Here is a 22,917-nt window from a genome sequence, read left to right as displayed (position 1 = left end):
ACGTTAAGACATGGCTGAACATTCCGTTCGTAATTTTACCATCAACTTTGGTCCTGAGCATCCTTCTGCCCACGGCGTTCTGCGTCTGGTGCTGGAACTGGACGGGGAAATCGTTGAGCGCGTTGATCCGCATATCGGCCTGCTGCATCGCGGCACGGAAAAGCTGATTGAAGGCAAGACCTATCTTCAGGCTTTGCCCTATTTCGACCGGCTCGATTACGTTGCGCCAATGAATCAGGAGCATTCCTACTGCCTCGCCATTGAGAAGCTGTTGGGGATTGAAGTTCCAATCCGTGGTCAGCTTATTCGCGTCCTTTACTCCGAAATCGGCCGCATCCTGTCGCACATCATGAACGTCACCACACAGGCGATGGACGTGGGTGCCATGACACCGCCGGTTTGGGGCTTTGAAGAGCGCGAGAAGCTCATGGTGTTCTATGAGCGTGCGTGTGGCGCTCGCTTGCATGCCGCCTATTTCCGTCCCGGTGGCGTTCATCAGGACATTCCGCCAGAATTGGTGGAGGATATTGGCAAGTGGTGCGATCCTTTCCTCACCGTGCTCGACAATATCGAAGGCCTGTTGACCGGCAACCGTATTTTCAAACAGCGTAACGTCGATATCGGCGTTATCAGCCTTGAAGATGCGTGGCGCTGGGGCTTCTCGGGCGTTATGGTGCGTGGTTCCGGTGCTGCTTGGGATTTGCGCCGTGCTCAGCCGTATGAATGCTATTCGGAGCTCGATTTTGATGTTCCCGTTGGCAAGAATGGCGACTGCTACGACCGCTACCTCATTCGCATGATGGAAATGCGCGAATCGGTCAAAATTATGAAGCAGTGCGTCCAACGCCTGCTGACGACTGAGCGCGTGGGTCCTGTTTCGTCGGTAGACGGCAAGGTTGTTCCGCCAAAGCGTGGTGAAATGAAGCGGTCGATGGAAGCGCTTATTCACCACTTCAAACTTTACACCGAAGGCTTTCACGTGCCTGCCGGCGAGGTCTATGCCGCCGTCGAGGCTCCCAAGGGCGAATTCGGCGTTTATCTTGTTTCGGATGGCACAAATAAGCCGTATCGCTGCAAGATCCGCGCTCCGGGTTTTGTGCACTTGCAGGCGATGGATTTCATGTCGCGTGGTCATCAGCTTGCTGACGTCACGGCGGTGTTGGGATCGTTGGATATCGTGTTTGGTGAGGTGGACCGCTGATGCAGCTTGGTGTGTCAACCATGTCGGAAAGCTTTGCCCTTGTAGCTTTGGTTGCGAAGGGACGGGCTTTGTGGCATGGGGCGCAATCCATGAGTGACTGTCGTTGCTTGACGTCTGTTTTTCAGGCGTCAGGTCATGCGCGTGTCACGAAGCTCATCGTGTTCCCCAATTGGGGTAATTTGGGGCAATCTGATGTTTTCGCCACGGTGGCGGATCATTCTATTGTCTCCATAAATTGAGATAAGGCGTGAGGAAGTATGTCCGTTCGTCGTTTAGCCGAAGATAAATTCCAGCCAGCGTCATTTGCCTTTAACGAGGAAAATGCGGCCTGGGCTGAGGCCACCATTCGAAAATACCCTGAGGGTCGGCAACAATCCGCGGTCATACCGCTGTTGATGCGCGCGCAGGAGCAGGATGGCTGGGTGACCAAGCCGACGATCGAGTTCGTCGCGGACATGCTCGACATGCCTTACATCCGAGTGTTGGAAGTGGCGACATTCTACACCCAGTTTCAGCTGAAGCCGGTTGGCACGAAGGCGCATATTCAGGTCTGCGGCACCACACCATGCATGTTGCGCGGTTCAGAAGAACTGATGAAGGTTTGCAAGAAGAAGATTCATGCCGAGCCTTTGGAGCGCAATGAAGCCGGTACCCTGTCGTGGGAAGAAGTCGAGTGTCAGGGCGCTTGTGTTAACGCACCGATGGTGATCATCTTCAAGGATGCCTACGAGGATTTGACACCAGAGCGGCTCGAAGAAATTATTGATGCGTTTGAAGCTGGCAAGGGCAGCGAAGTGCCGACTGGCCCACAGATCGATCGTATCTTCAGCGCGCCAGAAGGCGGCTTGACCAGTTTGACAGAAGAAATTACGCCCGTACGTTGGGGCGAAGGGCAGTCGGCGCAGGCTGATGATGCCGAAAAGGCCAAGGGGTGAGAGATGTTACAGGATAAGGACCGCATTTTCACCAATATCTATGGCCTCAAGGACAAGTCTCTGAAGGGTGCCATGAGCCGTGGCCACTGGGATGGTACCAAGCAGATCATTGAAAAAGGCCGCGACTGGATCATCAACGAAATGAAGGCCTCTGGCCTGCGTGGTCGCGGTGGTGCTGGCTTTCCAACGGGCTTGAAATGGTCTTTCATGCCCAAGGAAAGCGATGGTCGCCCGCACTATCTGGTGGTCAACGCTGACGAATCCGAGCCAGGCACCTGCAAAGACCGCGAAATCATGCGTCACGATCCTTTCACTTTGCTGGAAGGTTGCGTGATTGCCGGTTTTGCGATGGGCGCGCATACGGCCTACATCTACCTGCGCGGCGAATACATGCGCGAGCGTGAAGCGCTTCAGACTGCGGTGGATGAGTGCTACGAAGCTGGCCTGTTGGGCAAGAACAACAAGAACGGCTGGGATTTCGACATCTATCTGCACCACGGCGCTGGCGCTTATATTTGTGGCGAAGAAACAGCTTTGCTGGAAAGCCTCGAAGGCAAGAAAGGTCAGCCTCGTCTGAAGCCACCTTTCCCAGCCAATATGGGTCTTTATGGCTGCCCGACAACGGTCAACAATGTTGAATCGATCGCGGTTGCGCCGACAATTCTTCGTCGTGGCGCAAGCTGGTTTTCGTCCTTTGGTCGCCCCAACAATGTTGGTACCAAGCTGTTCATGGTGTCTGGCCATGTCAACAAGCCTTGCACCTTTGAAGAGGCGATGGGTCTTTCCTTCCGCGAAATCATTGAGCGTCATTGTGGCGGCATTCGCGGTGGTTGGGATAATCTTCTTGCGGTTATTCCCGGCGGTGCCTCCTGTCCTGTTGTCAGGGGCGAAGAGATGACGGACGCGATCATGGACTTCGACGGTATGCGGGATGTGAAATCATCCTTCGGCACCGGCGGTATGATTGTCATGGATAAGTCGACCGACATCATCAAGGCGATCTGGCGTATTGCAGCTTTCTTCAAGCATGAGAGCTGCGGCCAGTGCACACCATGCCGTGAGGGCACGGGCTGGATGATGCGTGTGTTGGAGCGCATGGTGCGCGGCAATGCCCAGAAGCGCGAAATTGATATGCTGTTTCAGGTGACAAAGCAGATCGAAGGCCACACCATTTGTGCGCTGGGTGACGCTGCTGCCTGGCCTGTGCAGGGTCTGATCCGCAATTTCCGTCCGGAAATTGAAGCGCGTATTGATCAATACACCAAGAATGCGACCAGTGTTGGCGCGGTGATGGAAGCCGCCGAGTAAGGGGACGAGATGATGGTGAAAGCCTCGCAGGAGAGCAGCAAGGGATCTTCGGCTACGCCGGATGACTCCGGCTATCTCGCCGGGGCTTCCCATCCTTTGTCGCTTCATCCGGTTGTTGCCAATCAGTTCGCCGCTTTTATGGCAATGACGTCGATCGGTTTTGGCGTCGCCTCTCAAATGACCAACCTGATGCTGGGCGGCATGCAGGACGCGATGGCCAAAGCAGCAAAGGGGAACACGAAGTCCGCTGTTGCTGCCGTTGCCGCAGAGGCTGCGCAGGAGACGACTGTTCACAATCAGGTGATTGGGGATGTCGCTCCAAAGTCGACGAAATCGCCTGAAAGACGCGTTGCCAGTCAGCGCACCACGGTTAAAAAAGCCGTGGTTCCCAAGGCTGCACCTGGATCGAAGGTGGAAGCGCCGAAAAAGACGAGAGTGAAAGCCAAAACCAACGATCTGAAGCGGATCTCAGGCGTCGGACCAAAGGTTGAAGAATTGCTGCATAAGGCGGGTGTTAAGACTTTTGCAGATATTGCCGGATGGACGTCGGATGAAGTCGCTCGTATAGATCGCGAACTTGGGCTTGAAGGTCGGATTCTTCGAGATGATTGGATTGGGCAAGCTCAGGCGCTGTTGAAGCCCTGAGATTGGTTTAGCAATACGCTGGAGCTTTGCTCTGGCGAGAGAATAAGAAGGGTAGGGCCGTTACGAAGTGGAAAACGTCAATACGTTTTTCGCGTAACGGGCATACTGGTCTAAACAGAGACATGCGTAGCAGAAGGTCATTTGGGTCTTCTTGCCAGCTTTTGAGAAAGCGGCGGCTATGGACGTGAGACAGGAAGGCGAATATGGCAAAGCTGAAAGTCGACGGCAAGGAGATCGAGGTTCCGGATCATTTCACGCTGCTTCAGGCGTGTGAGGAAGCTGGTGCCGAGGTTCCGCGGTTTTGTTTCCACGAAAGGCTATCGGTTGCGGGCAATTGCCGCATGTGCCTGGTGGAAGTGAAGGGCGGACCGCCAAAACCTGCCGCATCTTGCGCTATGGGCGTTCGGGACGTCCGTGGCGGACCAAACGGCGAATTGCCAGAAGTGTTCACCAACACGCCCATGGTCAAAAAGGCCCGCGAAGGCGTGATGGAATTCCTGCTGATCAACCACCCGTTGGATTGCCCGATCTGCGATCAGGGCGGTGAGTGTGATCTGCAAGATCAGGCCATGGCTTTCGGTATCGATTCGTCGCGCTACGGCGAAGACAAGCGCTCCGTTGAAGACAAATATATTGGCCCATTGGTCAAAACCGTGATGAACCGCTGCATTCACTGCACGCGCTGCGTTCGTTTCACGACAGAAGTTGCCGGCATTGCCGAACTTGGTCTGATTGGCCGTGGTGAAGATGCTGAGATCACAACCTACCTCGAGCAGGCGATGACCTCTGAATTGCAGGGCAATGTTGTCGATCTCTGCCCGGTTGGTGCGCTGACATCGAAGCCATTCGCGTTCACTGCCCGTCCTTGGGAATTGAACAAGACCGAATCGATTGATGTCATGGATGCGCTGGGGTCGGCGATCCGGGTTGATACCCGCGGTCGTGAAGTGATGCGCATCATGCCGCGCGTCAACGAATCCATCAACGAAGAGTGGATTTCGGATAAGAGCCGCTTCATCTGGGATGGTTTGAAAACCCAGCGCCTCGATCGCCCTTATGTTCGCCGTGATGGCCGCTTGCAGCCAGCAAGCTGGACGGACGCTTTTGCAACCATTGGCGCTGCTGTGTCGGCAACAAACGGGTCAAAAATCGGCGCGATTGCCGGTGATCTGGCGTCTGTTGAAGAAATGTTCGCTCTCAAGGAACTTCTGGTTTCGCTTGGTTCCGCCAACTACGACTGTCGCCAGGATGGTGCAGCGCTTGATCCATCGCTGGGTCGCGCCAGCTATATCTTCAACCCGACGATTGAGGGGATTGAAGAGGCAGACGCGCTTTTGATCGTGGGATCGAACCCGCGTTTTGAAGCCTCCGTCTTGAATGCACGTATCCGCAAGCGTTGGCGGCGTGGTGGCTTCCCGATTGCCGTGATTGGTGAAGCGTCTGAACTGCGTTACGATTACACCTATTTGGGTGCTGGCACGGAGACGCTTTCCGATCTCTCCGCTGGCAATCACAGCTTCCTTGACGTTTTGAAGAGTGCCAAGAAGCCGATGATTATCATTGGCCAAGGGGCGTTGGCCCGCGCTGATGGCGCAGCAGTTTTGTCTCAGGCTGCAGCCATTGCGACATCGGTTGGTGCTGTCAGTGATGAGTGGAATGGTTTTGCTGTTCTGCACACAGCGGCATCGCGCGTTGGTGGTCTTGATCTCGGATTTGTTCCGGGGCAGGGGGGTAAAACCGCAGCTGACATGCTGACATCGATGGATGTGTTGTTCCTGCTTGGCGCAGACGAAATTGATCTGTCTGCAAAGACCGCGAAATTGACGGTTTACATTGGTTCGCACGGTGACAACGGCGCGCAAAATGCTGATGTCATTCTTCCGGCTGCCGCCTACACCGAAAAATCCGGCATCTGGGTGAATACAGAAGGCCGCGTTCAAATGGGCAATCGCGCTGGCTTTGCGCCTGGCGAAGCCCGCGAAGACTGGGCTGTGCTGCGTGCTCTTTCCGACGTGTTGGGCAAGAAGCTTCCCTTTGATTCGTTGGCACAATTGCGCCAGAAACTTTATCAGGCTCATCCTCATTTCGCTGAGGTTGATGAAATTAAGGCCGGTCATTCGGCTGACATTGCTGCGGTTGCAAAAAAAGGCGGGAACATGACGCAATCTGTGTTTGCGTCTGCGGTCAAAGACTTCTATTTGACAAACCCGATAGCGCGCGCCTCGGCCGTCATGGCTGAATGTTCCGCGTTGGCCCGCAACAATTTCAAGGCTGCGGCAGAGTAAGGGCAAGAGATCATGGACTCGTTCTTTTTTACTTATGTTTGGCCGGCGTTGATCATGATCGGTCAGTCCTTGCTTTTGCTGGTCTGTCTTCTTCTGTTCATCGCCTACATTCTTCTGGCCGACCGCAAGATCTGGGCTGCCATTCAGCTGCGTCGTGGACCCAACGTGGTTGGTCCATGGGGTCTTTTGCAGTCTTTTGCCGACCTTTTGAAATTCGTGCTGAAAGAGCCAATTATTCCGGCCGGTGCGAATAAGGGTGTGTTTTTGCTGGCACCTCTGGTCGGCGTGACACTGGCGCTTGCTACATGGGCTGTTATTCCGCTCAACCAGGGTTGGGTCATCGCCAATATCAACGTCGGTATCCTCTACGTTTTTGCGATTTCATCGCTTGAAGTCTACGGCGTTATCATGGGCGGCTGGGCATCAAACTCGAAGTATCCGTTCCTGGGTGCGCTTCGATCTGCCGCGCAGATGGTTTCCTACGAAGTGTCCATGGGTCTGGTCATTGTCACGGTTCTGTTGTGCGTTGGCTCGTTGAACCTGACCGACATTGTGTTGTCGCAAAAGACAGGCCTTGGCACGATGATGGGATTGCCGTCTTCGATGCTGGATTGGCATTGGCTGGCGCTGTTCCCGATGTTCATCGTCTTCTTCATCTCGGCACTTGCTGAAACCAATCGTCCTCCTTTCGATCTGCCAGAAGCTGAGTCGGAACTGGTTGCGGGCTTCATGGTTGAGTATGGCTCAACCCCTTACATGATGTTCATGCTGAGTGAATATGCCGCTATCGTTTTGATGTGTGCCATGACCACCATCCTGTTCTTGGGGGGCTGGTTGCCGCCGCTGGATGTCGCGGTGTTGAATTGGGTACCGGGTATCATCTGGTTTGTCATCAAGAGTGCACTGGTGTTTTTGATGTTTGCGATCACCAAGGCTATCGTTCCGCGTTACCGCTATGACCAGTTGATGCGTCTGGGCTGGAAAGTGTTTCTGCCGATCTCGCTCGCCATGGTGGTTATTGTTGCATTCGTTTTGAAATTGATGGGGTGGGCATGATGCGCTCGTTCCTGACGTCTAGCAGATTTGGAGTTTGAAGATGGCAAGTCTGTCCCAAGCCGTCCGTTCGCTGTTCCTGAAAGAATTCGTTGGAGCGGTTTTTCTGTCCCTGCGTTTTTTCGTCAAACAGAAGGCGACTGTAAACTACCCCTTTGAGAAGGGGCCTGTAAGCCCCCGATTTCGTGGAGAGCATGCTCTTCGCCGTTACCCGAATGGTGAAGAGCGTTGCATTGCCTGCAAGCTGTGCGAGGCAATCTGTCCCGCTCAGGCCATCACCATTGAGGCTGGCCCACGCAGAAACGACGGAACGCGTCGCACGGTGCGTTACGATATCGATATGGTGAAGTGCATCTATTGCGGTTTTTGCCAGGAGGCTTGTCCCGTGGATGCAATTGTTGAAGGCCCTAATTTCGAGTTTTCAACGGAGACTCGCGAAGAGCTTTACTTTGACAAGGCGAAACTCCTCGCCAATGGCGATCGGTGGGAGCGGGAAATTGCCCGCAACATTGCGCTGGATGCGCCCTATCGTTAATGGATTGATCGAGCAGATCGGCGGCGTGCGTGCCAACTGGTGAATGCGCCCCGATTTGAAATTGAAACGAAATGTTTGTCGGGCTGAAGTTCTTTTGTCGAGCGGAAGTGTTGGCGCATTTTATGGGACACGGTTGAAATCCGCGCTCCTGGGGAAGATGAATAGGCACCATCATGGGTCTTCAGGCAATCTTTTTCTACCTTTTCGCCTTCGTTGCTTTGGCGTCGGCGTTTATGGTTATCTCGTCAAGAAATCCGGTACATTCGGTTTTGTTCCTGATCTTGACCTTCGTTAATGCGGCTGGCTTGTTCATGCTGACCGGCGCAGAATTTCTGGCGATGATCCTTCTTGTGGTTTACGTTGGAGCAGTTGCGGTTCTCTTCCTGTTCGTCGTGATGATGCTCGACATCGATTTCACCGAGTTGCGGGCCGGAACGATGAAGTATGCGCCGCTGGGAGCGCTGATCGGTGCTATTGTTGCCGCAGAGCTGATCTTCGTGATTGGCGGATCGACAATTTCGCCCGAAGCTTTGAAAGCTATCACCATGCCATTGCCGGCATTGAGTGAGACGCAGAACACCGCCGTTTTGGGCAATGTGCTCTACACCACGTATGTTTATTACTTCCAGATTGCAGGCCTCGTTCTGTTGGTGGCCATGATCGGTGCGATTGTGCTGACACTGCGTCATCGTCAGAATATCAAGCGCCAAAATATCTCGCATCAGGTTGCGCGGACCCCAGCCACAGCCATCAAGGTGGTCAAGGTCAAGCCGGGCCAGGGCATCTGAGCTGAACGTCAGGGATCTCAAGGAAACGAACAATGGAAATCGGACTTTCCCACTATCTCACTGTCAGCGCGATCCTGTTCATGCTGGGCGTCTTTGGCATTTTTCTCAATCGGAAGAATGTCATTGTTATCCTGATGTCGGTTGAACTCATTCTTCTCGCTGTAAACCTCAATATGGTGGCATTCTCGTCGTTCCTTAACGATGTTGTCGGCCAGGTTTTCGCGCTGTTCATCTTGACCGTCGCGGCTGCTGAAGCTGCGATTGGCCTTGCTATTCTCGTCGTCTTCTACCGCAACCGCGGATCGATCGCCGTTGAAGACGTCAACATGATGAAGGGCTGATACGGCTATGCTATTGTATAAGGCTATTGTCTTCCTTCCGCTGCTTGGTGCGATCATCGCAGGCCTGTTTGGCCGCCAGATCGGTGCCAAGGCTTCGGAATTTATCACCAGCGGCTTCATGATTCTGGCTGCGGTGCTTTCTTGGTATGTTTTCATCAATGTTGGCTTCGGCGAACACTCGGAGCTGATCAAGGTTCCTGTGCTCCGCTGGGTGCAGGTCGGCGGTATTGATGTGGATTGGGCTTTGCGCGTTGATACACTGACGGCTGTCATGCTCGTAGTGGTCAACAGCGTCTCGACGCTGGTGCACATCTACTCGATCGGCTATATGCATCACGATCCGCATCGTCCGCGTTTCTTCAGCTATCTGTCGCTGTTTACCTTCGCGATGTTGATGCTGGTGACGTCTGACAATCTTTTGCAGATGTTCTTTGGCTGGGAAGGTGTTGGTCTTGCATCATACCTGCTGATCGGTTTCTGGTTCAAGAAGCCCTCCGCCAGTGCAGCGGCAATGAAAGCCTTTATCGTCAACCGCGTTGGTGACTTTGGCTTCATTCTCGGTATTGGCACGGTGTTTGTGCTGTTTGGATCGATCAATTTTGAAACGATCTTCGCAGCCGCCAAGACCTATTTGCCAGCAGAAGGTGCAGCTTCTGGGGATGCGGTCATCACTCTGTTCGGTATGCATCTTGATAAAGCCCATGCTATCACTGGTGCATGTCTTTTGCTGTTCATGGGAGCGATGGGTAAGTCGGCGCAGTTTTTGCTCCACACCTGGCTGCCGGACGCCATGGAAGGCCCGACACCGGTGTCGGCTTTGATCCATGCTGCTACCATGGTGACCGCGGGTGTGTTTCTTGTTGCTCGTATGTCTCCGTTGTTCGAACTGTCGCCAGATGCTTTGACGGTTGTCACAATCGTGGGTGCCATTACTGCTTTCTTTGCGGCAACGGTTGGTCTTGTTCAAAACGACATCAAGCGCGTGATTGCTTATTCGACCTGTTCGCAGCTGGGCTATATGTTTGTTGCTTTGGGCGTTGGTGCTTATGGCGCGGCAGTGTTCCATCTGTTCACGCATGCTTTCTTCAAGGCACTTTTGTTCCTTGGAGCCGGTTCGGTCATTCACGCCGTGGATGGTGAGCAGGACATGCGCCACATGGGTGGGTTGCGCAAGCATATCCCGGTTACCTTCTGGGCGATGACGATTGGCAATCTGGCGCTGACGGGTGTTGGTATTCCCTTCACGATGATTGGCACAGCCGGTTTCTTCTCCAAGGATGCGATTATTGAATCGTCGTTTGCGGCAGGTACTGGTGTCTCGACGTTCGCCTTCGTGATGCTTGTGGTTGCTGCTTTGTTTACCAGCTTCTACTCTTGGCGCCTGGCATTCATGACGTTCTTCGGTAAGCCGCGTGCTTCCCATGAGGTTATGCATCACGTTCACGAATCCCCGCAGGTGATGCTTATTCCGCTCTATGTTTTGACCGTTGGCGCATTGTTTGCAGGCTTCATCTTCCACGATTATTTCTTTGGTGAAGCTTATGCGGAGTTCTGGAAGGGTGCGCTGTTCACAGGGCCTCATAATGAAGTCCTGCATGAGGTGCACCATGTGCCGGTCTGGGTTAAGCTTAGCCCGTTCGTTGCGATGCTGATCGGTCTTGTGACGGCCTGGTACATGTATATCAAGTCGCCCGAAGCCCCTGCGAAGCTGGCAAAGAGCCAATGGGTTCTCTACCAATTCTTGCTCAACAAGTGGTACTTTGATGAGCTGTACGATTTCCTCTTCGTGCGCTCGGCCAAGGCTCTGGGCAAATTCCTTTGGAAAAAGGGCGATATTGCCACCATTGATGCTTACGGGCCCAATGGTGTGGCTGCGGGCATTGCCGGGTTGACCCAGCGTGTTGTTCGCTTGCAGTCGGGTTACCTTTATCACTATGCGTTTGCGATGCTGCTTGGTATCGCCGCACTTGTTACCTGGATGATGCTCGGGAGTTCGATCTGATGACCGATTGGCCTATTCTTTCAACGGTCACCTTTTTACCCTTGGTAGGGGTCGCGCTCCTGCTTTTGGTAAACGGCAATACCGAATCCGGCCGCCGCAATGTGCTGAACATCGCGCTGCTGACGACAATCGCCACCTTTATCGTCTCTCTTTTTGTGTGGATCGGGTTTGACAACAGCAACCCCGGTTTCCAGATGGTCGAGAAGGTAAGCTGGCTCGGCACAGGAATCTCTTACCACCTTGGCGTCGATGGTATTTCGATGCTGTTTGTAGTGCTAACGGCGTTCTTGATGCCTTTCTGCGTCCTGGCCAGTTGGACGTCGGTGCAAAAGCGCATCAAAGAATACATGATCGCCTTCCTCATTCTGGAAGTGATGATGATCGGCGTTTTCGTGTCGCTCGATATCGTGCTTTTCTACGTTTTCTTCGAAGCGGGCCTTATTCCGATGTTCATCATCATCGGTGTTTGGGGCGGTAAGGAGCGCGTATACGCATCTTACAAATTTTTCCTCTACACCTTGCTTGGCTCTGTGTTGATGATGCTTGCCATCATGGCGATGTATTGGGATGCTGGCACAACGGATATTCCTGCGCTGCTTGCGCACAAATTCCCGCAGCATCTGCAAATCGTGCTTTGGCTGGCCTTCTTCGCGTCTTTTGCCGTGAAAATGCCGATGTGGCCGGTTCATACATGGCTTCCTGATGCGCACGTTCAGGCTCCAACAGCGGGTTCGGTCATTCTGGCTGGTATCATGCTGAAACTCGGTGGCTATGGTTTCATTCGCTTTTCGCTTGCGATGTTCCCGCTTGCCTCCGATTACTTCGCACCCTTCGTATTTGCTTTGTCTGTCATTGCGATCATCTACACCTCTTTGGTGGCTCTGATGCAGGACGACATGAAAAAGTTGATTGCCTATTCGTCTGTTGCACATATGGGTTATGTGACGATGGGTATTTTTGCTGCCAATACGCAAGGTTTGCAGGGCGCGTTGTTCCAGATGATCAGCCACGGCTTTGTGTCTGGCGCATTGTTCCTCTGCGTTGGCGTTATTTATGACCGCATGCACACCCGCGAAATCGCTGCCTATGGCGGTCTCGTCAACAACATGCCGAAGTATGCGCTGGCGTTTATGGTATTCACCATGGCAAACGTGGGCTTGCCAGGGACCTCTGGCTTTGTTGGCGAATTCCTGACCTTGATTGGTGCCTTCCGCGCCAACACCTGGGTCGCCTTGTTTGCGGCGACCGGCGTTATCTTGTCTGCGGCCTATGCGCTGTGGCTCTATCGCCGGGTGATTTTCGGGGCATTGGATAAAGAAAGCCTCAAGGGCCTTCTGGATCTGTCCATGCGCGAGAAATTCACGCTGTATCCGCTGATCGCACTGACAATATTCTTTGGTGTGTATCCGGCTCCGATCTTTGATGTGACCACTGCCTCGGTGGACGCGTTGCTTCATAATTACACCGCTGCTCTGCAGGCTGCGCACAATGTTGCGCTCCTCGTGAACTGACGACAGGATCGATGGACATGAATGCTGAAACCCTCCTTGCAAGCCTGCATCTCGCCACGCCGGAGCTTTTGCTCGCGGTTGGTGCGCTGGTATTGCTGATGATCGGTGTGTTCACGAACCGGGCGTCACTGGTGAATGGACTGGCGGTTGCGTTGCTCATCGTGGTTGGTGCCTGGCTCTTGCTGGTACCAGCGGATGGTGTTGCTTTTGGCGGTGCTTACATCGCCGATAGCTATGGTCGTTTTATGAAAGTTCTCGCTCTGATCGGCTCCATCGTCACTATGGCGATGGCGGCAGGCCAGGCGCGCGCCAACAATCTCGACAAGTTCGAGTTGCCCGTTCTGTTGGTGTTGGCAACACTTGGTATCTTGCTGATGATCTCGGCGGGAAGCCTTATTTCGCTCTATATGTCGCTTGAGCTGCAATCGCTTGCCTTGTACGTGATTGCTGCTTTGAACCGCGACAGCCTGCGTTCGACCGAGGCTGGCTTGAAGTATTTCGTGCTCGGTGCATTGTCTTCGGGCATGCTGCTGTACGGAATGTCTTTGGTCTATGGCTTCACCGGCAACGTCGAATTTGCCAAGATCGCTGGCGTCCTGACAGCCGGTCATGCCAATATTGGGCTGGTTTTCGGTCTGGTGTTTGTACTCGCTGGTCTTGCGTTCAAGATCTCTGCTGTTCCCTTCCATATGTGGACACCAGACGTTTACGAAGGCGCGCCAACACCCGTTACCGCGTTTTTGGCCGCAGCACCTAAGGTTGGCGCGATGGCAATTCTGGTGCGCGTTGTTATGGAGGCCTTCCAGCCAATTACCACCGATTGGCAGCAGGTTGTGGTGTTCATCTCGATTGCTTCCATGGTGCTTGGATCGGTGGCCGCCATTGGTCAGCGTAACATCAAGCGTCTGATGGCCTATTCCTCAATCGGTCATATGGGTTATGCGCTGGTTGGTCTCGCAGCCGGTACGCAGCAGGGCATCGAGGGCGTGTTGCTCTACATGGCGATCTATCTGGTGATGAACCTCGGCACCTTTGCCTGCATCATGGCGATGCGGACGAAAGAAGGTGAAGCGCTCGAATCCATCGATGATCTGGCAGGTCTGTCGCAGACACGTCCCGTCATGGCTTTTGTGTTGACGGCGCTGATGTTCTCGCTTGCTGGTATTCCGCCTTTGGCAGGGTTCTTCGGGAAGTATTTCGTCTTCCTGGCGGCGATTGAGGCGCACCTTTATGCGTTGTCTATCATCGGCGTTTTGGCCTCTGTTATCGGCGCTTACTACTATCTGCGTCTGGTCAAGGTCATGTGGTTTGACGATGCCAAGATCGAGTTTGCCGCTACATCAGCCACATTGCGCGTTGTCTTTGCGCTGTCGGGCCTGTTTGTTGTCGCTTACGTGTTTGTCGGCGGCCCCTTGGGCACTGCAGCGTCTGCCGCAGCGGCGTCGCTCTTCCATTGAGCGACTATTCTTCACATCGTCGGAAGGCGCTCGACGCCTTCCGACATCACGCGCTGGATGAGGTTGATTCAACCAACCAGGCCTGCCTTCAACTTGCGCGCTCAGGCGATCCAGGCTCGATCTGGATTACGGCGGAGCGGCAGACTGGAGGGCGCGGGCGTCGTGGACGGCCTTGGTCGTCAGAGCGCGGTAATCTCTATGCATCTCTTCTGTTGATTGACCCGGCGCCGCTTGAACACGTGGCGTCTTTGCCTTTAGCGGTTGCCTTGGCGGTGCACGACGCGATCCGTGCAGTTCTTCCCCTGGATGGGCCCCCGCTGGAAATCAAATGGCCAAACGATGTGTTGATTGGTCGCGCAAAAACCAGCGGCATTTTGCTTGAATCGGAGCGCACGCCGGACGGGCGCCAGGCCATTGTGATTGGCATAGGCATTAATATTGTCGCCAAGCCTTCCGATACGCCTTATGCGACAGCTTGCCTATCGCAACATGGTGCCACGATTGATCCTTTGCAACTGTTTGCTCACCTCTTTTCCGCGATGGCGGATGGGCTGGCGCTTTGGGATCAGGGACGTGGCATTTCGCAGATTATTGCGCGTTGGCGTCAACATGCCTGTGGTCTCGGTGAAAAGATCACAGTAAATCTCCCTGATCGCTCGATTTCAGGTATATTTTCGGGAATCGATGATAAGGGACTATTATTGCTCGATAGGGGCTCTCTCGGCACCATGCCAATCGCGGCAGGTGATGTGTTTTTCGAGCCGGATGGGCCAAGGAAAGAATGACAAAAGAAGACGAACTGGTATTTTTGCCGCTGGGCGGCGTTGGCGAAATCGGCATGAACTTGGCGCTTTACGGTTTTGGGCCGAAAAAGAACCGCGAATGGATTATGGTCGATTGCGGCGTTACCTTCCCGGGTCTGGATCTGCCGGGCGTTGATCTGGTTTTGCCTGATATTCAATATGTTCTTTCGCAAAAGAAGAACTTGAAGGCGATTTTTATCACCCATGCGCATGAAGACCATTATGGCGGTTTGAATGAGTTGTGGCCCGGCTTGAACGTTCCGGTCTACGCTTCGGGCTTCACGGCTGGAATGCTCGAGGCAAAGCGTAATTATGAAGGCAGCCGGATTGATATTCCGGTGACGCCCTTCAAACCCGGTGACAAGGTTCATGTCGGCAAGTTTGTGGTTGAGGCCGTTGGCGTCAATCACTCCATTCCGGAGCCGATGTCGCTGGTTATTCGCACCCCGCTTGGCAACGTTATCCACACGGGTGACTGGAAGATTGACCACGCACCGTCGCTGGGGCCTCTAACAGATGAGGCCGCATTTCGCGCGCTCGGCGATGAAGGCGTGTTGGCGGTGATGTGTGATAGCACCAATTCCATGCGGGACGGAGTTTCGCCGTCGGAAGTTGAAGTGTCTGAAGGCTTGCGCAACATTATTGCCAATGCCGAGGGACGCGTCGCGATCACAACATTTTCGTCCAATGTGGGACGTATTCGTTCGATCGCGCAGGCAGCCGATGCGGCTGGCCGTGAGGTACTATTGCTTGGCAGCTCACTGAAGCGCGTTGTGGCGGTTGCAGATGACCTTGGCTTGATGGAAGGCATCAAACCTTTCATTGCTGAAGATGAATACGGCTATATTCCAAGAGACAAAGTGGTGGTGATTCTCACCGGCAGCCAGGGTGAGTCGCGTGCGGCACTGGCAAAATTGTCTCGCGATGAAATGCGCAATGTCGCCCTGACAAAAGGCGATACCGTGGTGTTTTCATCGCGGGCGATTCCAGGCAATGAAAAGGCGATCAATGACATTAAAAATGGCCTGATCGAACAGGGCGTTCATATCGTAACAGATGGTGAGGCCTTGGTGCATGTGTCGGGGCATCCGCGGCGCAATGAGCTTTTGCAGATGTATGAGTGGACACGGCCAGAGATTCTGGTGCCGGTGCATGGTGAAGCTGCCCATTTGATGGCCCAGCAGGAACTGGCCTTGCAGGCTGGTGTGCCGCAGGTTCCAAAGCTTCGCAATGGTGAGATTTTGCGTCTGGCACCTGGGCCTGCCGAGGTGATTGGCGAAGCGCCGCACGGCCGGATCTTCAAGGACGGCAAGCTTGTCGGTGATTTCGAGGCGATGGGCATCGGCGAGCGCCGTAAGCTGTCTTTTGCGGGCCAGGTGTCCATCAATGTCATCCTGGACGAGCGCTTTGAGTTCCGCGACGATCCCGATGTTGTGGCCATTGGTCTGCCTGAGGAAGACAGAGAAGGCGACGACATGGAGGATGTCCTCTACGACGCTGTGCTCAGTGCGGTGGAGAGTATTCCGCGTGCACGCCGTAAAGATCTGGGCGCATTGAAAGAGAGCATTCGCCGCGCTGTGCGCTCAACCGCCAATGAATGCTGGGGTAAAAAACCGGTTGTGACGGTGTTTGTCACCAAGGTGTAGGACGTGCCTGCGAGAGAGATGTCGCAGAGTGCGGATTAGACCAGACAAATCCGGTCAACTGTGCTGTAATATGGATCGCGCGTCAGGTTTGGCGCGCGATTTTTTGTGGGAGACTAATGATGCTTGGGCGGGTTAATCACATCGCAATCGCTGTGCCGGATCTTGACGTGGCTGAGAAGAGCTACGGCGAAACTTTGGGGGCAAAGCTGTCACCTCGACAGGACCTGCCGGAGCATGGTGTCACCGTTGTTTTTGTGACCCTGCCGAATACAAAAGTGGAGTTGTTGTACCCGCTAGGGGCCGGCTCTCCCATTCAGAGCTTTCTCGATAAAAACCCAAATGGTGGTATGCATCATATCTGCTATGAAGTTGACGATATTCTGGTGGCGCGGGATAAGTTGCTCGCGGGTGGCGCACGGATTCTAGGGGATGGCGCTCCGAAAATCGGGGCCCACGGCAAACCGGTACTGTTTTTGCATCCTAAGGACTTTCTTGGGACGCTGATTGAACTCGAGCAGGTGTAAACGCGGGGGAGGGAAGTTCATGTCGTGGCTCACAGTCGGCGCAATCTATTTTATCGTCTGGTGGATTACGCTTTTTGCGGTGCTTCCCATCGGCGTTCGCACCCAGGAGGATGAGCGTCAAGTTGTGCCAGGCACTGTGGCCAGCGCGCCTGCGAAATTTCAATTTTTCCGGGTTATGGTGGTCACCACAATCGTCTCGGCATTGATTGTTGGTGGCTGGAATTTGTGCTCAAGCTATTTCGGCGTCACTTTTGCTGATTTGCCCCACATCATGCCCGATATTCGTTAAATCGTGCGGCCGATCTTTGCACACGGTCTACTGCATAGGTCCTTAAATCGATTCCGATTAAAGGACGTGTGCAGTAGATTTTATTTTGCCGCGTGTACGGTAGCCTTTTATGGAGGACAATAAAAGGTGACACGCTCTATCGCCAAGATTGCATCAAGAGGGCAAAAAAAAACAAGGTCCGAAGACCTTGTTCTGCAATTTTCGCGTGACCTTTAACCAATTAAGGGGCTGCGACAAAGCGCGCCTAAGATCTGATCCTCCCAAGACTTTTCCGCGAGTCCGACAGAAATTTAAGCTTTCTGCCTCTTTTGTGAGCGCAAACTAGCTCAACTCCGTAAGCTTGTCATTATTTTTTTTGCATTTTTGTTACAGGTTTGGGAAAAAAGTTTAAATTTTCCTATTTTGGCGATTTGCCACTTTTCTGACATGTTTGGTAACTGAGTGCATGCTCGGGAATGTGATTTTTGCTCGCACTGTTCAACAATTTTGTCTGTTAATTGTGGGCTTTGGCGTTTTTTCGGCCAAGGTGCAGGGTGCAGCAATGCGCAGTGTTAAAACGGTGGAGAGCGGGTTTTCATCTGTCACTGAAACCGCTAGAAGATTGGCAGATAAAGGTAAAATATGGCTGATTCCGTCGAGTGAACGGAGCGCCCAATTGATGGAAGTCGGTATGCGTCTCTCCCGCTATTTCATGCCCATTCTGAAGGAAACACCTAAGGAAGCGGAAATCGTCTCTCACAGGCTTATGTTGCGCACAGGCATGGTGCGGCAGCAGTCGCAAGGTATCTACTCCTGGTTGCCGTTAGGCAAGCGCGTTCTGGATAAGGTGAATGCCATTATCCGTGACGAGCAAAACCGTGCCGGGGCTGTCGAGCTTTTGATGCCCACCTTGCAATCGGCCGAGCTGTGGCAGGAAAGCGGGCGTTACGATGATTACGGCAAAGAAATGCTGCGCATTAAGGATCGGCAGGACCGTCCTATGCTTTATGGCCCGACCAATGAAGAGATGATCACGGATATTTTCCGCTCATCGGTGAAATCCTATAAGAGTCTGCCGCTCAATCTCTACCATATTCAGTTGAAGTTCCGCGATGAGATCCGTCCGCGCTTCGGCACGATGCGTTCGCGCGAATTCCTGATGAAGGATGCTTATTCGTTCGATTGGACAAAAGAAGCGGCGCTGCATTCCTATAACAAGATGTTCACGGCTTACTTACGGACATTTGATCGCCTTGGTTTGCGCGCCATTCCGATGCGCGCTGACACCGGTCCGATTGGCGGCAATCATAGCCACGAATTCATCATTCTTGCTGATACCGGTGAGTCTGAAGTCTTCTGCCACAAGAGCTTTTTGGATCGGTCGATTCCGGCAGCAGACACCGATTTCGATGATGTTGCCGGTTTGCAGGCCGTGTTTGATGATTGGACATCCGATTATGCGGCCACATCAGAGATGCACGACGAAGCAGCTTACGGTGCCATGCCGGAAGCAGATCGCATCTCGGCGCGCGGTATCGAGGTTGGCCACATCTTCTATTTCGGCACCAAATATTCGGAGCCAATGGGCGCGAAAGTGCAGGGTCCTGACGGGAAAGAACATCTTGTCCACATGGGATCCTATGGAATTGGTCCGACTCGCCTTGTTCCGGCCATTATCGAAGCTTCCCATGACGAAAATGGTATCATATGGCCAGCATCCGTTGCGCCCTTTGATGCCGTTATCATCAATATGAAGGCTGGGGACGCTGCTTGCGATGCTGCGTGTGACAAGATCTACGCAGCACTTGGCAAGGCAGGGAAGGATGTTCTTCTCGACGATACCGATGACCGCGCTGGCGCGAAATTTGCCATGGCCGACCTGATTGGTGTGCCTTGGCAGGTGATTGCAGGGCCACGGGCGGTTGCCAATGGTGAAGTCGAGTTGAAGAACCGAAAAACTGGCGAACGCGAAACCATGACCATCGACGCCGCTATCAACCGTTTGGCTGGTTGAGCGCCGATAGGAGGCTAGATTGAGCAGCGAAACCGGAAGCTCGGCAGAGGTGAGCACAGACGTGTTGCCAACTGCAAAGCCCTTTTCTGCATTTGAGCGTATGGTGGCCTGGCGCTACCTGCGCGCCCGGCGCAAGGAGGCGGTGATTTCGGTCATCGCCGGCTTTTCCTTTGTCGGCATCATGTTGGGTGTTGCAACTCTGATCATCGTCATGGCGGTGATGAACGGGTTTCGCACAGAGCTTATTTCTCGTATCCTTGGCATTAACGGGCACATGATCGTTCAGCCTGTGGATCGGCCTTTGACGGATTATGCCGAACTGGCAAAGAAGTTTGCAGCCGTTCCCGGTGTGACCATGGCCCTGCCTTTGGTGGAAGGTCAGACATTGGCCTCCGGCAAAGCCGGGGCTGGAACGGGGGCGCTGGTGCGTGGCATTCGTCCTGATGATCTGATGAAATTGAAGGAAGTGTCCTCCAATATCAAAACGGGTGACATGGTGGCCTTCACGGCTGGGCAAGGCGTGTTGATTGGCTCGCGCATGGCCAATGACCTCGGCTTGAAAGCTGGAGATTCAATCACACTGGTGTCACCTGAAGGCGATGTCACCCCGATGGGGGTTAATCCTCGGGTCAAGTCCTACAAGATCTCAGGCACATTCGAAATCGGCATGTCAGAATATGATTCGTCGATCATCTATATGCCGTTGGAAGAAGCCCAGCTTTACTTCAATGCGGAAGGCTTGGTGCAATCCATCGAGATTTTCGTGAGCAATCCTGATGATATTGATGCGCTGCGCCCGAAAATCGAAGAGGCAGCGGGGCGGCAGGTGTTCATCAGCGATTGGCGTCAGCGCAATCAGACGTTCTTTTCCGCGCTTCAGGTTGAACGCAATGTGATGTTCATGATTTTGACGCTGATTGTGATTGTTGCGGCGCTGAACATCATTTCCGGCCTGATCATGCTGGTGAAAGACAAAAGCCGAGATATCGCCATCCTCAAAACAATGGGCGCAACCTCGAATTCGGTGTTGCGTATCTTTTTCATGACGGGTGCCGCAATCGGCATCGCTGGCACATTTGCAGGCGTGGTGCTTGGGGTCATTGTGTGTCTCAATATCGAGTCGATCCGCGAGTTTTTCTCCTGGGTGTCGGGCACGATTCTGTTTGATCCGCAATTGTACTTCCTGAGTAAATTGCCGGCGGACATGAGCTTTGGTGAAACAGTCTCGGTTATTCTGATGTCGCTCACGCTGTCTTTCATCGCAACCATTTTCCCGGCATGGCGGGCGGCGCGTCTTGATCCCGTCCAAGCCCTGCGCTACGAATGAGGAACAGTGCATCTATGGCAAAACGGACTGTTCTTGAATTATCCAATGTTTCTCGGGGCTACGGCGAGGGTGACGCACGGCTGTCTATTCTCAAAGGGGCAGGGCTGAAGCTTTACGAAGGCGAGACGGTTGCACTTGTGGCGCCCTCCGGAACGGGCAAGTCAACGCTGTTGCATATTGCGGGCCTGCTGGAGCAGCCGAGCGATGGCGATGTGCTGATCGGCGGTCGAAACTGCAATGACCTGTCTGAAGAGGGGCGCACGGCGGTGCGGCGCAGTAGTATTGGTTTCGTCTATCAGTTTCACCATCTGTTGCCTGAGTTCTCGGCAATCGAAAACATTATGATGCCGCAGATGATTGCGGGTCTGAGTATCCCAGAGGCCCGCGAGCGCTCAAAGGCGATGTTGGATTATATGCGCATCGGTCACCGCGCGGATCACCGGCCAGCCGAGCTATCCGGTGGTGAGCAGCAGCGCGTTGCCATTGCCCGTGCAGTGGCCAACGCACCTCTTTTGCTTCTGGCCGATGAGCCGACGGGCAATCTCGACCCAGAGACAGCTGCCTATGTGTTTTCCGCCCTACAGGCCTTGGTGCGCCAATCTGGTCTGGCAGCTCTGATTGCGACCCATAACCATGAACTGGCTCATCGCATGGATCGCTGCGTTACCTTGGTTGACGGCAAAGTGGTGGATTTTGAGTTGTAACGAGTGGGTCTTCCTACACGATAATGACAACCAAATGGCGTTTGTTTTGAAGCAAACGCCATCTCTGTTTTCGCCCCTAATTTCGGGTGCGTCATCCACTCCTGATTTATACCAAGAGTCATTGAAAATGACTTTTTGTATTCCTTTTGCAAATATCTCAAGCGTCTGATGCATTTGAGATATTTGCAAAGTCTTCAAGGCGAGGATGCTCTCGCATCTTGGAGCCTTGGTCTTACACGGTCGACGATTGCTAAGTTTCCGGCTTTGAGATTTTTTTCACCAGTTCTTTCGCAAGCGCAGGTATGACGGCATCAACAATCACAGTGTCCCGAACATCAGCCACCCTTGCCATCAGCATGTTGAAGAGCTCTGTGGCCGTTCTGGCAATATGATGATGTGGAGGCCTCTCGTATCGCTCGCCATAGGCCGATGCCACAGCAATATAGAGCTTCTCCATCAGTTCTGGATCCACTTGGGCTGTCGGTGCGGGTGCTTTGGAAGGATCGTCAAACATGTCGCCTTTTTCCGTCACCAGCCAGCCAATATTAATCCCCAATTTTTCATGATAGGCGGCCAGCACCGAGGCGTCAGGCACATTGTCTCCCCGCTCGTAGTTCGCCAGCGCACTGGAGCTGATACCACCCAAGAGAGCCGCAAACTCATGCCGCTCCATGCCAAACTTCTCGCGCACCTTCGCTAAACGACGGCCGAGGGGTGTCTTATAGACTGGTTTCCTCGCCATTTTTTTCAATAAATGCAAAATCGTAGTTTACTAAGTACGATATTAGCATTATGCCTTTCTCTGTTCGCATCAAACATAATCAAATGGGCCTGCCAGAGCCGCAATTTGAATCGAGGACCTACTTATGCCTTTTGAATGCCGCACCGGCAAGGCTTACGATGTCTGCTTCGCACCCTTAGCGTGTCGGTGGTGTGTTCAAAGGAATTTTATCTCTTAAACGCAAAGGGATAGAAGGTGAACTGTTTCCGAACGTTGATTGAGTGTAAAAAACGTTTTTTTGAAATAGTGTCTCTATTCCTCTGAAATAATTAGTACGTAAAAGCGCGCATTGCGCGGCAGAAAAGGGTTTTGCATGAATATTAATTTTTCATAATAAAAATATATTCCCATTTCCGTAGCATGTGATCACGGAAATTCCTTCGAGCAGAAAGATATGGGCGCTGTTCTGTCCTTTTAAATTTTGTCCTTATGGACAAAATTTTGGCTCCCGTTGTTTTGGAAGAAATCTGTATATTATACTTTTGAGTGTGCTGGAGAGATAAGCTTCAGCGCGATGTTTTGTCGTTTTCTGATTATTTCAAATATTGATTTTTGTCATTAAAATCAATAGGATGAGTCGATGAAAATTTACTTTTAGAAGTGCTGTTTTTATCGCTACTTATTTACTCATGTTTAATTTTTCTCTTTTACTCCGAGCTCGAGAACTTTGGGTTTGCAATCTGAGGTGGTTATTGGTTGCCTCCTTTTCCAGTTGTTTTGGCATGGTAGGACAGGCTCCCGTTGCCCCTGTTGCGAAGGCAATTTGAGGTGATCCTTCCTTCAGGCTCG

General features: G+C 53.1%; 19 protein-coding genes and 1 pseudogene. 19 read left to right on the top strand and 1 reads right to left on the bottom strand.

Translation table 11 applies throughout. The annotated features are described in order from the left end of the window. The first annotated feature begins 10 nt into the window (after positions 1-10). The 19 genes and pseudogenes from E6C51_RS05870 to E6C51_RS05780 all read left to right on the top strand — a co-directional run bounded on the left by E6C51_RS05870 (position 11) and on the right by E6C51_RS05780 (position 21,347). Positions 11-1,201 (top strand): NADH-quinone oxidoreductase subunit D, encoded by a 1,191-nt coding sequence (locus tag E6C51_RS05870; RefSeq protein WP_190235319.1) that lies wholly within the window; start codon positions 11-13, stop codon positions 1,199-1,201. Positions 1,202-1,458: 257 nt separating this feature from the next. Further along, positions 1,459-2,109 (top strand): annotated as a pseudogene (gene nuoE, locus E6C51_RS05865) (NADH-quinone oxidoreductase subunit NuoE); the annotation flags it as partial. Between the two features lie 30 nt (positions 2,110-2,139). Beyond that, positions 2,140-3,444: an NADH-quinone oxidoreductase subunit NuoF gene (gene nuoF / locus E6C51_RS05860; RefSeq protein ID WP_146928892.1), complete on the top strand. Its 1,305-nt coding sequence runs from the start codon at positions 2,140-2,142 to the stop codon at positions 3,442-3,444. A gap of 9 nt (positions 3,445-3,453) precedes the next feature. Continuing rightward, a complete protein-coding gene (locus E6C51_RS05855) occupies positions 3,454-4,089 on the top strand; it encodes a helix-hairpin-helix domain-containing protein (RefSeq protein ID WP_190235318.1) in 636 nt (211 codons plus the stop codon). 203 nt (positions 4,090-4,292) lie between these two features. After that, positions 4,293-6,374: an NADH-quinone oxidoreductase subunit NuoG gene (gene nuoG / locus E6C51_RS05850; protein ID WP_190235317.1), complete on the top strand. Its 2,082-nt coding sequence runs from the start codon at positions 4,293-4,295 to the stop codon at positions 6,372-6,374. Positions 6,375-6,386: 12 nt separating this feature from the next. Further along, positions 6,387-7,430 (top strand): NADH-quinone oxidoreductase subunit NuoH, encoded by a 1,044-nt coding sequence (gene nuoH / locus E6C51_RS05845; protein ID WP_190235316.1) that lies wholly within the window; start codon positions 6,387-6,389, stop codon positions 7,428-7,430. Between the two features lie 40 nt (positions 7,431-7,470). After that, a complete protein-coding gene (gene nuoI, locus E6C51_RS05840) occupies positions 7,471-7,962 on the top strand; it encodes an NADH-quinone oxidoreductase subunit NuoI (RefSeq protein WP_146928903.1) in 492 nt (163 codons plus the stop codon). Positions 7,963-8,135: 173 nt separating this feature from the next. Next, a complete protein-coding gene (locus tag E6C51_RS05835) occupies positions 8,136-8,750 on the top strand; it encodes an NADH-quinone oxidoreductase subunit J (RefSeq protein WP_146928906.1) in 615 nt (204 codons plus the stop codon). 32 nt (positions 8,751-8,782) lie between these two features. Continuing rightward, positions 8,783-9,091 carry an NADH-quinone oxidoreductase subunit NuoK gene (nuoK, locus tag E6C51_RS05830; RefSeq protein ID WP_075640566.1) on the top strand — a complete coding sequence of 103 codons (309 nt, stop codon included), beginning with the start codon at positions 8,783-8,785 and terminating at the stop codon, positions 9,089-9,091. Between the two features lie 7 nt (positions 9,092-9,098). Beyond that, positions 9,099-11,093: an NADH-quinone oxidoreductase subunit L gene (gene nuoL / locus E6C51_RS05825; RefSeq protein ID WP_190235315.1), complete on the top strand. Its 1,995-nt coding sequence runs from the start codon at positions 9,099-9,101 to the stop codon at positions 11,091-11,093. Continuing rightward, positions 11,093-12,604, top strand: a complete 1,512-nt coding sequence (locus E6C51_RS05820; RefSeq protein ID WP_190235314.1) for an NADH-quinone oxidoreductase subunit M — start codon at positions 11,093-11,095, stop codon at positions 12,602-12,604. Before nuoL ends, E6C51_RS05820 begins: the two co-directional genes overlap by 1 nt. A 17-nt stretch (positions 12,605-12,621) precedes the next feature. Beyond that, a complete protein-coding gene (nuoN, locus tag E6C51_RS05815) occupies positions 12,622-14,061 on the top strand; it encodes an NADH-quinone oxidoreductase subunit NuoN (RefSeq protein WP_190235313.1) in 1,440 nt (479 codons plus the stop codon). After that, entirely contained in the window at positions 14,058-14,846 is a 789-nt protein-coding gene (locus E6C51_RS05810) for a biotin--[acetyl-CoA-carboxylase] ligase (RefSeq protein WP_190235312.1), read from the top strand. The genes nuoN and E6C51_RS05810 overlap by 4 nt, the downstream gene beginning before the upstream one ends. Further along, entirely contained in the window at positions 14,843-16,510 is a 1,668-nt protein-coding gene (locus tag E6C51_RS05805; RefSeq protein ID WP_190235311.1) for a ribonuclease J, read from the top strand. The genes E6C51_RS05810 and E6C51_RS05805 overlap by 4 nt, the downstream gene beginning before the upstream one ends. A 119-nt stretch (positions 16,511-16,629) precedes the next feature. After that, complete coding sequence (gene mce, locus E6C51_RS05800) at positions 16,630-17,034, top strand: methylmalonyl-CoA epimerase (RefSeq protein WP_146928924.1); 405 nt, start codon at positions 16,630-16,632, stop codon at positions 17,032-17,034. 19 nt (positions 17,035-17,053) lie between these two features. Next, positions 17,054-17,323, top strand: a complete 270-nt coding sequence (locus tag E6C51_RS05795; RefSeq protein WP_190235310.1) for a DUF1467 family protein — start codon at positions 17,054-17,056, stop codon at positions 17,321-17,323. Positions 17,324-17,993: 670 nt separating this feature from the next. After that, positions 17,994-19,316: a proline--tRNA ligase gene (gene proS / locus E6C51_RS05790; protein ID WP_146931109.1), complete on the top strand. Its 1,323-nt coding sequence runs from the start codon at positions 17,994-17,996 to the stop codon at positions 19,314-19,316. Positions 19,317-19,335: 19 nt separating this feature from the next. Beyond that, a complete protein-coding gene (locus E6C51_RS05785; protein ID WP_146928931.1) occupies positions 19,336-20,643 on the top strand; it encodes a lipoprotein-releasing ABC transporter permease subunit in 1,308 nt (435 codons plus the stop codon). Between the two features lie 14 nt (positions 20,644-20,657). Beyond that, positions 20,658-21,347 carry an ABC transporter ATP-binding protein gene (locus tag E6C51_RS05780; protein WP_146928934.1) on the top strand — a complete coding sequence of 230 codons (690 nt, stop codon included), beginning with the start codon at positions 20,658-20,660 and terminating at the stop codon, positions 21,345-21,347. A 250-nt stretch (positions 21,348-21,597) separates the two neighbouring features. Here the strand turns inward: E6C51_RS05780 and E6C51_RS05775 are convergent, their stop codons facing one another. Continuing rightward, positions 21,598-22,089, bottom strand: coding sequence for a helix-turn-helix domain-containing protein (locus E6C51_RS05775; protein WP_190235309.1), 492 nt, complete (start codon positions 22,087-22,089; stop codon positions 21,598-21,600). Between the last annotated feature and the right edge of the window lie 828 nt (positions 22,090-22,917).

This window comes from Gillisella terrae (genome assembly GCF_004801395.1).
Classification (GTDB): domain Bacteria; phylum Pseudomonadota; class Alphaproteobacteria; order Rhizobiales; family Rhizobiaceae; genus Allorhizobium; species Allorhizobium terrae.
The sequence above is the reverse complement of the archived record's forward strand: the minus strand, read 5'-3'. Positions and strand labels throughout refer to the sequence as shown.

Coding starts and splice junctions, on each gene's coding strand:
- nuoN (WP_190235313.1), top strand. CDS start 12,622: ATGAATGCTGAAACCCTCCTTGCAAGCCTGCATCTCGCCACGCCGGAG.
- nuoI (WP_146928903.1), top strand. CDS start 7,471: ATGGCAAGTCTGTCCCAAGCCGTCCGTTCGCTGTTCCTGAAAGAATTC.
- nuoG (WP_190235317.1), top strand. CDS start 4,293: ATGGCAAAGCTGAAAGTCGACGGCAAGGAGATCGAGGTTCCGGATCAT.
- nuoH (WP_190235316.1), top strand. CDS start 6,387: ATGGACTCGTTCTTTTTTACTTATGTTTGGCCGGCGTTGATCATGATC.
- E6C51_RS05780 (WP_146928934.1), top strand. CDS start 20,658: ATGGCAAAACGGACTGTTCTTGAATTATCCAATGTTTCTCGGGGCTAC.
- proS (WP_146931109.1), top strand. CDS start 17,994: ATGCGTCTCTCCCGCTATTTCATGCCCATTCTGAAGGAAACACCTAAG.
- E6C51_RS05775 (WP_190235309.1), bottom strand. CDS start 22,089: ATGGCGAGGAAACCAGTCTATAAGACACCCCTCGGCCGTCGTTTAGCG.
- E6C51_RS05795 (WP_190235310.1), top strand. CDS start 17,054: ATGTCGTGGCTCACAGTCGGCGCAATCTATTTTATCGTCTGGTGGATT.
- nuoL (WP_190235315.1), top strand. CDS start 9,099: ATGCTATTGTATAAGGCTATTGTCTTCCTTCCGCTGCTTGGTGCGATC.
- nuoF (WP_146928892.1), top strand. CDS start 2,140: ATGTTACAGGATAAGGACCGCATTTTCACCAATATCTATGGCCTCAAG.
- E6C51_RS05820 (WP_190235314.1), top strand. CDS start 11,093: ATGACCGATTGGCCTATTCTTTCAACGGTCACCTTTTTACCCTTGGTA.
- E6C51_RS05805 (WP_190235311.1), top strand. CDS start 14,843: ATGACAAAAGAAGACGAACTGGTATTTTTGCCGCTGGGCGGCGTTGGC.
- nuoK (WP_075640566.1), top strand. CDS start 8,783: ATGGAAATCGGACTTTCCCACTATCTCACTGTCAGCGCGATCCTGTTC.
- mce (WP_146928924.1), top strand. CDS start 16,630: ATGCTTGGGCGGGTTAATCACATCGCAATCGCTGTGCCGGATCTTGAC.
- E6C51_RS05870 (WP_190235319.1), top strand. CDS start 11: ATGGCTGAACATTCCGTTCGTAATTTTACCATCAACTTTGGTCCTGAG.
- E6C51_RS05855 (WP_190235318.1), top strand. CDS start 3,454: ATGATGGTGAAAGCCTCGCAGGAGAGCAGCAAGGGATCTTCGGCTACG.
- E6C51_RS05835 (WP_146928906.1), top strand. CDS start 8,136: ATGGGTCTTCAGGCAATCTTTTTCTACCTTTTCGCCTTCGTTGCTTTG.